9 protein-coding genes are annotated in these 8,711 nt (G+C 34.1%); 5 read left to right on the top strand and 4 right to left on the bottom strand.

Annotation, left to right across the window (positions count from 1 at the left end; all coding sequences use genetic code 11):
• Together AC1DUW_RS16060 and AC1DUW_RS16055 are read right to left on the bottom strand one after the other, a co-directional pair.
• Nucleotides 1-632, bottom strand: a 632-nt coding sequence (locus AC1DUW_RS16060; RefSeq protein ID WP_477642950.1) for an SLC13 family permease, incomplete at its 3' end; no start/stop codon positions are given.
• A gap of 867 nt (nucleotides 633-1,499) precedes the next feature.
• Entirely contained in the window at nucleotides 1,500-2,174 is a 675-nt protein-coding gene (locus AC1DUW_RS16055; protein ID WP_053345603.1) for a GntR family transcriptional regulator, read from the bottom strand.
• Between the two features lie 442 nt (nucleotides 2,175-2,616).
• Between AC1DUW_RS16055 and AC1DUW_RS16050 the strand changes: the two genes are divergently transcribed.
• From AC1DUW_RS16050 to AC1DUW_RS16035, 4 genes are read left to right on the top strand one after another with little or no spacing between them, the layout of a single operon-like run.
• Nucleotides 2,617-3,414 carry an enoyl-CoA hydratase/isomerase family protein gene (locus AC1DUW_RS16050; protein WP_477642949.1) on the top strand — a complete coding sequence of 266 codons (798 nt, stop codon included), beginning with the start codon at nucleotides 2,617-2,619 and terminating at the stop codon, nucleotides 3,412-3,414.
• A 3-nt stretch (nucleotides 3,415-3,417) separates the two neighbouring features.
• Nucleotides 3,418-4,626 carry a CaiB/BaiF CoA transferase family protein gene (locus AC1DUW_RS16045; RefSeq protein WP_053345605.1) on the top strand — a complete coding sequence of 403 codons (1,209 nt, stop codon included), beginning with the start codon at nucleotides 3,418-3,420 and terminating at the stop codon, nucleotides 4,624-4,626.
• Between the two features lie 40 nt (nucleotides 4,627-4,666).
• On the top strand, nucleotides 4,667-5,260 hold the full coding sequence (locus tag AC1DUW_RS16040) for a flavin reductase family protein (RefSeq protein ID WP_053345606.1): 594 nt from the start codon (nucleotides 4,667-4,669) through the stop codon (nucleotides 5,258-5,260).
• Between the two features lie 19 nt (nucleotides 5,261-5,279).
• A complete protein-coding gene (locus AC1DUW_RS16035) occupies nucleotides 5,280-6,257 on the top strand; it encodes a quinone oxidoreductase family protein (RefSeq protein ID WP_477642948.1) in 978 nt (325 codons plus the stop codon).
• A gap of 67 nt (nucleotides 6,258-6,324) precedes the next feature.
• On the opposite strand, the gene AC1DUW_RS16030 is transcribed toward AC1DUW_RS16035, so the two are convergent.
• Entirely contained in the window at nucleotides 6,325-7,137 is an 813-nt protein-coding gene (locus AC1DUW_RS16030) for a hypothetical protein (RefSeq protein ID WP_477642947.1), read from the bottom strand.
• Between the two features lie 483 nt (nucleotides 7,138-7,620).
• Here AC1DUW_RS16030 and AC1DUW_RS16025 point away from each other — a divergent pair, with 483 nt between their 5' ends.
• Complete coding sequence (locus tag AC1DUW_RS16025; protein ID WP_053345608.1) at nucleotides 7,621-8,262, top strand: GntR family transcriptional regulator; 642 nt, start codon at nucleotides 7,621-7,623, stop codon at nucleotides 8,260-8,262.
• A 259-nt stretch (nucleotides 8,263-8,521) separates the two neighbouring features.
• Here the strand turns inward: AC1DUW_RS16025 and AC1DUW_RS16020 are convergent.
• On the bottom strand, nucleotides 8,522-8,711 hold a 190-nt coding region (locus tag AC1DUW_RS16020; protein WP_477642946.1), incomplete at its 5' end, for a hypothetical protein.

Raw genomic sequence — 8,711 nt, 5'->3', positions numbered from 1 at the left:
GCTGTATACAGGTGAACAGAATCTTTCCTAAAAAACCGAAGTCCTCCAAAAAGAATGAATACTATAATCGCAACGAATACACATAAGATAAAGGTGTTTAAGAAAAGCAAACCTGGTGAATGTGGGAGGTTTTGTGAATCCATCATACCGTTCACAATCACACCAAAAAGATGAAGTGGTGAGAAACCACCCGCAGTCACCCCTATAAGTAGCATTAATCCCATCATAAGAGGATTAATCTTGTATTGAAAGGCAACTCGTAACGCAATTGGACTTAAGATAGAAGCAGAAGCAATGGCAGATGTACCGATACTGGTCAAAATAGCACCCAGGGCGAACATAACCCATGGAATTAAGCCGGTGTTACCTTTAACCAAAAGGAGCCCCCATCTACTAATTAAGTCGATGGTTCCATTTTTTTGGACAATTGCAAATAAGAATGTGACTCCTGCAAGTAGGACGAATAGATCTGCAGGAAATGCACTAAAGATCTCGTCAACGCTTAGCCCACTGACTAACACACCCATGATAAAAGCTGCAACAAAACCGATAATACCGATGTTTATTGGGAGAATAGCTCCAATGATAAACATAAGTAAAAGTAATATAATAGCTCCGATTTCTATGCTCATAAAATGACCCCCTAAGTTTAATAAATTGCTCATGTGTGACCTGATCAAATGTGCTGAACAAATCCAATTGCTAGCGTCTTAGAGGTAGGCTCGCACTGTAACAGACACATAAGAAAAATACTCTATAAAAATTTAAAACTTTGATTCACAAGTCTGAAAACGCTTTCAAATAGAAAAAATATGAATGCCAATAAATAACCTTATTAGGGAATTATTTTTTTGAGTTTTTTTCAAATGAAGAGTAATTGTCAACAATTTATTAATATCATCAAGAGTAATTGCATAATACAAGACACGTTTAATTTCTGTTAAACCAATTGTAGAGTAGTTTCATTTCTTTAACCTCCTTTCCTTAGTTTAAAAAACTAATGGCGATTGTCGACAAAATTATGCTGATGCTTGTAATTCTAATGAAATTAGAATTTTCTGTCAATGTTTTTTTTATCAATTTTATTAAATTCCCTTAATCCATAATAGGAGGGTGTAAATTCAAGAAGTTTTGTTAAACCAGAAGTTGGTTTTTGTACCCTATGTATTTGAAAGAATAAACCGCATTTTGGGAAAGGCAAATAAGCCTGATCGTAGAGATAGGCTTTTTCACTTTTTTCAATTGCTAAGTTTTCATGTTGAAAAAACAAGGGAAAGTGTTTTTAGGTAGGAAACTATGGAATATGGTTTTATAATTTTGTTTTTCAACGTGCTTTTCTTCTAGTGTCATAGTTCATACAGTAATACAGTCCTCATCAACATTCATACCACATGCACATTCAATAACTACATTCATTGAAAACACCCGTTTCAGCTTCAATAATTGGAATTGGTAAGATCAACTTGACCTTTGTTCTGCATGGATTGTTAAGGGAAAATCTAATTATTAAAGCCTTTAATGCTAGGTTGTGATTTACCTCTAGGGTTAAAGACTTTTTGGTTATGCTTTATTAAAACTTTTTTTGCATCATCAAATTGTTTTTTACGTAAATGATTTAAAATAATATGGTGTTCTTTAAGTGATTTATTAATATTCTCTACCCATTCAAAAGAAAGTCGTTGCAATGATAGTAGCGGTAGTCCTAATCTCGAATACATATTGGCGATAATATCACTTTTACTCATTTCGATAATCCCCAAGTGGAACTTTTGATTCAACATCGCGTATTCCAAACGGTCACCATCAACCAGATCCATCTTATTAACAAGCTGTTCCATATGAATTAGAGATGATTCAGGTGTATCGAGTTCTGCAATCCTCTCTATTGCCAGGCTTTCGAGCATCATTCTTATTTCTAACAGATCAATAATATCTCTTTCTGAGTAGCCCTTTACAACGGAACCTTTTCTTGGGATCCGTTCAACTAAACCATCGATTGCTAATAAATAAAAAGCTTCTCTTATTGGGGCTCTGCTTGTCCCAAATTCTTCAGCATAATTAGCTTCTATTAATTTGTCTCCTGCTTTAAGTTTCCCAGTAATAATTTCTTCAGTTATTTTCTCGGCTATCAGCCTAGATAGTGAGTTATTATCAAAAATGTTGTTATCAACCATTATTTGTCCTCCTTAACCTGGACATGAGTTTTGAACTTTTATTAATGTATACAATACCAGAACTTTTAGAAAAATCGAAGTAAACTTTTTGGGAAAATCCTACTCATTTAAAAATTTTTTTTAAAAAGCAAAATATAGTCATCAAACTAAGTCAATTGAAATGAGAAAAAGGGTGAAGATTGCCACTCTTTTTAGAAGTAAATACAACCAATGTTATCGACAAAATTGAAAATACACGTAATAAGCCTGAAAATAAATAGTCAGAAAATTATATAAATTAATAATTATTAGTTGAATTTACATTAAAAGTATATTAGGATGTAATCATTCACAATAAACGATTGTCGACAATATACTATTTTAGTTTCGGTATATGATAATTTTATAAAAGAGCAAGTAAAGGCGTCATCTAATTCAAATTTATTAAAGGGGTGAATTCAGCATGAAAGTTACGATTAACCGAACTGAAACGAATGGGAAAATTACCTTACAAGAAAGCGGCGGATTTGCGATAGTGACCATACACCGACCAGAATTAAAAAATGCACTGACAAATCGAATGTGGAAAGATTTAGCAGAGATGGGGAAAATGATAACTCAAAATCCAAAAAATAAAGTCGTAATATTACGTGGAAGTAAAACTCATTTCTCTGCTGGCTCCGATATTAAACAATTTAATGAGTTAACAATTGCTGAGGCAAATGAGGCATTTCGATTAATGGAAGAAGCCATTTCTACTTTTGAAAAAATACCATTACCTACAATAGGCGCCATAAATGGTCCTGCGTTAGGTGCCGGTTTTGAATTGGCCTTARCATGTGACATACGAATTGGCACGCCACACACACTAATGGGAATTCCTGTTGCAAGACTAGGGATTACTTTGAACCAACCATTTGCGAAAAGAATAGCCGACATGATCGGAAAAAGTAGAACAATGGATCTAGTTTATACGGGTCGTTTATTAAATCCAACAGAGTGCTATCAATTGGGCCTAATCAATTATCTTCTAGATGATGAAGAAGATATTAATCATTTCATTATAAATCTTGGCAAAAGGATCTTGGAGCAGTCACAAGCCTCCCTTTTAGCTGTAAAACGGTCAGTTGCTTATAATTATCCGACTATTTCCATTCCATGGGAAACGGGCATTCAATCCAGCGTTGACCCTATTGACTTTCCAGAAGGTGTTCGATCTTTTGTAGAAAAAAGAAAACCCAACTTTCAAAGGAGACGATAATATATGCAACCACTAAAAGGAATTAAAATAGTAGATTTAACCCGTATTTTGAGTGGTCCATACTGTACAATGACACTTGCTGACCTAGGTGCAGAAGTAATCAAAATAGAGTCCCCAAAAGGTGACGATACAAGAGAGTGGGGTCCCCCTTTTTTACTAAATGAAAGCGCTTATTTTTTAAGCGTTAATCGAAATAAAAAAAGCATGGTACTCAATTTAAAAGAAGAAACAGGGAAAGAAATTTTTTTAAAGTTAGTTAAAAATGCTGATGTTGTAGTTGAGAATTTCCGTCCAGGTACTTTAACGAGACTTGGTATAGGTTACGAGGTACTTAAAGAGCATAATCCAGGAATTATTTTAGCTTCAATTTCCGGATTCGGTCAAACTGGTACATATTCACAGAAACCAGGATATGATGTTTTAGCCCAAGGTATGGGCGGGTTAATGTCAGTAACAGGAGAACTCGGGAAAAGACCTGTGAAAGCAGGATTTTCCATGGCGGATGTCGGTACTGGAATGTGGGCAGCTTTTGGCATTTTAGCAGCTTTGCATGAACGCAATCATTCTGGCGAAGGTCAGTGGGTAGACACATCCCTACTGGATACCGTTGTTTCGTGGCAAACTTATTTAGCAGGCAATTATTTTGCGACAGGAAAAAATCCAGAACCACTGGGAGATGCTCATCCAAATATTGTCCCTTATCAAGTATTTGAAGCATCTGATGGATACTTCATTCTTGCTGTTGGGAACGATGGTTTATGGGATAGATTTGTTGAGGTGATGGATTTACAATCCATAAAAGATCAAAGGTTTGTAACCAATTCAAAGAGGGTGGAAAACCGAGAGATACTTATTCCTCTCTTAAATAAAGTGTTTCAGAACAAAACAATTAATGAGTGGATAGCATTATTTGAATCAGTGAAAATTCCGTGCGGTCCAGTAAATAAGTTTTCAGACATTCTAAATGATAAACATATGTATGAACGCGAAATGATAATTGAGAGGGAGCACCCAACACTTGGGCCTATTAAAATGTTAGGAATTCCAGTTAAATTTTCAAGAACACCAGGGGAGGTTAAAACTGTGCCACCTCAATTAGGGGAACATACGACCGGGATTTTGGAAGAGTTAGGTTATAGTGATGAAGAAATCTCACGCTTTGCTGAATTAAATATTACAGCTCCAGAAAAAGCTAGTCTAATAGAAAAATAGATGAAAAAAGTATCCTTTATGGAAGCCTAGGAGGATAAAGATGTTAATAGACCCGGAGACGCTAACATCTAAGGAAATATATAAATTGCTCATTGGTTCAGTTGTCCCAAGACCGATTGCTTGGGTTTCTACGGTTAGTAGAAATGGAGTATATAATTTAGCACCTTTCAGTTTTTACAATGTTGTTTCGCGAAACCCGCCAATGCTCGGCATTTCAATAGGTCCAGGTGTCGGTGAAAGAAGTGGAACAGAAAAGGATACGTTGACAAATATACGTAGTGAAAAAGATTTTGTCATCAATGTAGTGTCCAATAAGGTTGCAAATCAGATGCATTTAAGTTCTGGTAATTTTCAACCTGAGGTTGATGAGTTTAAGAGTGTAAATGTAACACCAATGGAAAGTAAGATAGTAAAATCTCCATTAATAATGGAAGCAGATATAAAAATGGAATGTCGATTAGAGAAAATTATCGAACTTGGATCAGATCATCTCGTAATTGGCAGACTTGTTCAATATCATATTATTGACGATTTATATTGTGATGGGAAGGTCAATATAGGAAAATTACAACCAGTTGGTCGCCTTGCTGGAAATTATAATCTTGTTGAAAATATTTTTCTTCTCCCCAGATAAAAAAGGGAGTGATAATCTGATGAAAGCCATTTATGTTAATCGATTTGGAGGTCCAGAGAAATTAGAAGTAATAGAAACAACTGTGCCTCTCATAGCTCCAAATCAAGTTCTAATACAAGTTGCCGCAGTGAGTGTTAACTTTGCTGATATAAAAGCAAGATTAGGTAAGTATCATGGAAAAGGCAACCCGCCTTTTATACCAGGATTAGATGTAGCTGGGATAGTAGAATCTGTAGGTAATTCAGTGAAAAATGTAAAGGTGGGGGATCKGGTAATTGCCTTTCCAGCCAACGGTTCTTATTCAGAATATTGTGTGGCTGATGATAAACTAACCTATGTCATTCCTGGTAATGTTAGCTTTGATATTGCAGCAGCATGCCCAGTTGTTTCAGTAACTTCATATAATCTACTGTCACAATCTGCGAATGTAAAAAAGGGAGAAATCGTTGTTATTCATTCTGCCTCTGGTGGAATAGGTACAACTGCAATACAAATTGCAAAAGTATTAGGTGCAAAGATGATAATTGGAACAGTGGGAAGTGATGAAAAAATTGCAACAGCTAAAAGCGCAGGTGCAGATGCTGTGCTTAATTACAATACAGAAAGCATGGAGCAAAGAATTCTTGAATTAACAAATGGACAAGGTGCTGACGTTATTCTCGATTCAATTGGGGGGAAGATTTTTGAAGAAAGTATGAAATATCTTGCTCCTTTCGGAAGAATTGTCTGTTTTGGAAGCTCATTAGGAGAATCAGGTGTAGTCAAAACCAACGATCTCCATAAAACATGCCGTTCCGTATTAGGATATAGTTTAGGAACCCAGTTAAAGGCACGGCCAGAAGCATTAGCTCAACCAGTTTCAGATGTATTGAAATTAATTGAAAACAAGGAATTAAAAATAGTCATAAGTAAAAAATTTAAATTAAACGAGGCAGCAGAAGCACATAAATGGATTGAGAGTAGGAATAGTGTAGGGAAAGTTCTGTTAATTCCATAATGTGAAAGAGGATGATTAATGAAGAGTGAGGTTAACGAGTCACTTCATATTTTCATCCTCTTTTCTATTAATCTTTTTCTAAAGTAAGACTAGAAATATAAACATCGATTGAATCTAGCTCAATTTCCAAGACAGAAAGGAGAATAAAGGTGATTTTCTCTTGAATCATTTCGATCATTTTTATAATATTTTGATCAATCGAGGAAACGAGTTCGACCTGTATTTGTAGTTTAGGGACATTGGAGAAATTATATCTAATGTTGCTAACTTTTGACACCTCGACTAAGTTTTTGCAACTGAAAATTGTAATATCTTTTAAGGCAGTTTCAGATATGAAGATAGTACCTTTGTTAAAGTTTGGCTGAATAATTGTTGTTTCACCAATATATATTTTTTGATTAGAAAAGATTTTCTTACCCTTTAAGATTATCTTTYTAACCATGCTAGGTTCGATTTGAATATATGGGATCGGTATGACATGTTTTTCTTCTGTCTTTCGTACAAAGAGTGCCATTTTAATTTCCTTACTGGAACGGATATCAGATACATCAGTATATTGGTCAATTTTCCCTAATTTTAATTTTTGGGCAATTAAATCAACCATTTTGATTGAAGTACCTACTATTAAAATTTTATCAATCGAAGCTCTATGAATAGCTTTTATTACTTCTTCTTGATGCTCATCGTAATGAAATATAGCTCGCTTAACCGCCTTAATATAATTTTTTTCGTATTTTGCAGAAGTTCCTGCAATTTTCCGGCCTTTAACAATTAAAAGACCATCGTCAATAAAGGCAGGAATCCCTTTTTTATGGGTATATTGAAGAACAGAAGTGCTCTTTCCGGTACCGCTTTTTCCAACTAATGCAAAAACTTTCAAGAAAAATCCCCCTTAACTTCCGGTTTATATAAAATTTACCTTTTAAAGATAATTTTTATATTCTAGCAAATATCGAATTGAAGGAAATTACTTTTGAGTCAATTTCCCTTCTAATCCATTAATAAAATAAATAAAATAGTTAACAAAAAATGTGATTAGAAAAACTGATTAACACAAAATCCTTTGAAAAATAAGGTTTCAATCTTAAACGCATACTAGATTATTGGAAAATAAGTATAAATTGTTAACAATTTGTTGAAGGGAATTTAGCGATAACATATAATATACTCAAAGACATTATATCATTCTTAAGTGGTTGTTCAAAAAGGTCAGGAAAAGTTCCGCAAAAAGAAAAAAGATTTTTCTTATCGCGAAGTTATTTCTAGGAAACTGACCCTAGTATTGTGAATCTCTTCATTGATTCGCTTTTTTCCTCCTTTTTGAGCATTCGCTTAAAGTTATTTGTAAAAGAGGTGTATTATTATGGAGGTCGATAAGCATCTTCCAAAAATTATTGCAAGTCAAATCGTTACTGATATTATAAATAACGTTTTGGAATCCGGGGAAAAAGTAATTGAAGAGCGATACGCGAATAGTTTTGGTACTAGTCGAGGTCCAGTTCGAGAAGCACTTTATATATTAGAAAATGAAGGGATGATCGAGAGAATTCCCAAAAGGGGTTCATTTGTAAAAAAATACAACAGACAGGATCTCTGTGATTTATTTGAAGTCAGAGGATCTCTAGAAAACATGTCACTAAGCCGCCTTAAATATCCATTACAAGAGGATCAGGTAAATGAAATTGATCAAATAATTAGTGATATGGCTACTGCAAATATGGAAGTTTATGCACAACTAAATAATGATTTTCACTATAAAGTCTTGTCTTTATCAGGGAATGAGGTTTATAAAAATATTTTTTCTCGTTTGGGAACACCATTGATAACCTTACAAAAGTTAGTTTTAGAAACTCCTGAAAGTGTAAAGCAATCGTATGAGGAGCATAAAATGCTTTGGAAGGCTATAAAAGTAGGGAAAATTAATCTTGCAAAAGCAGTGTTAGAAGACCATATTGAAAGTGGTAAAAGAAGGTTTTATGAAGCAGTTGAAAAAAATAAAAAATAAAGGAATGTATCTTTTATTTTTTGTCCTAAATTATCAAAATATTTAAAATAATATAAAAAGTGCAAGTCGAAATGATTATTCATTAAATGGACATTGAATAAAAAAAGGGATTGTAGATGGAAATGGAAACGGAAACGTTAGAAGGTTTTAAACTATTAACATTTAGCCGTCTTCTAGAAAGAAATGCTATTAATATGAAAATGATTTAGGGGGGTAAAGGTTATTGAGCTGTTTTAGAAAAATGATGATATTGACATTCTTATGATTTCGGAACAGGTAAAGCCTTTTGCTCTGGAGAAGAAGATACAACGAAATTCTTAATTGTGATTATGGAGGAAAATGGTGACATGGTTAAAAGCAGGTGAATCCAACGATACCTGTTATTGGTGTAATTAAGGAGTAGGCTGAAGTATTTCTGAACGAAGAGAACTTGAAGATAAGTCCAATCA

This window comes from Peribacillus sp. P4_C12 (assembly GCF_056402095.1).
The sequence above is the reverse complement of the archived record's forward strand: the minus strand, read 5'-3'. Positions and strand labels throughout refer to the sequence as shown.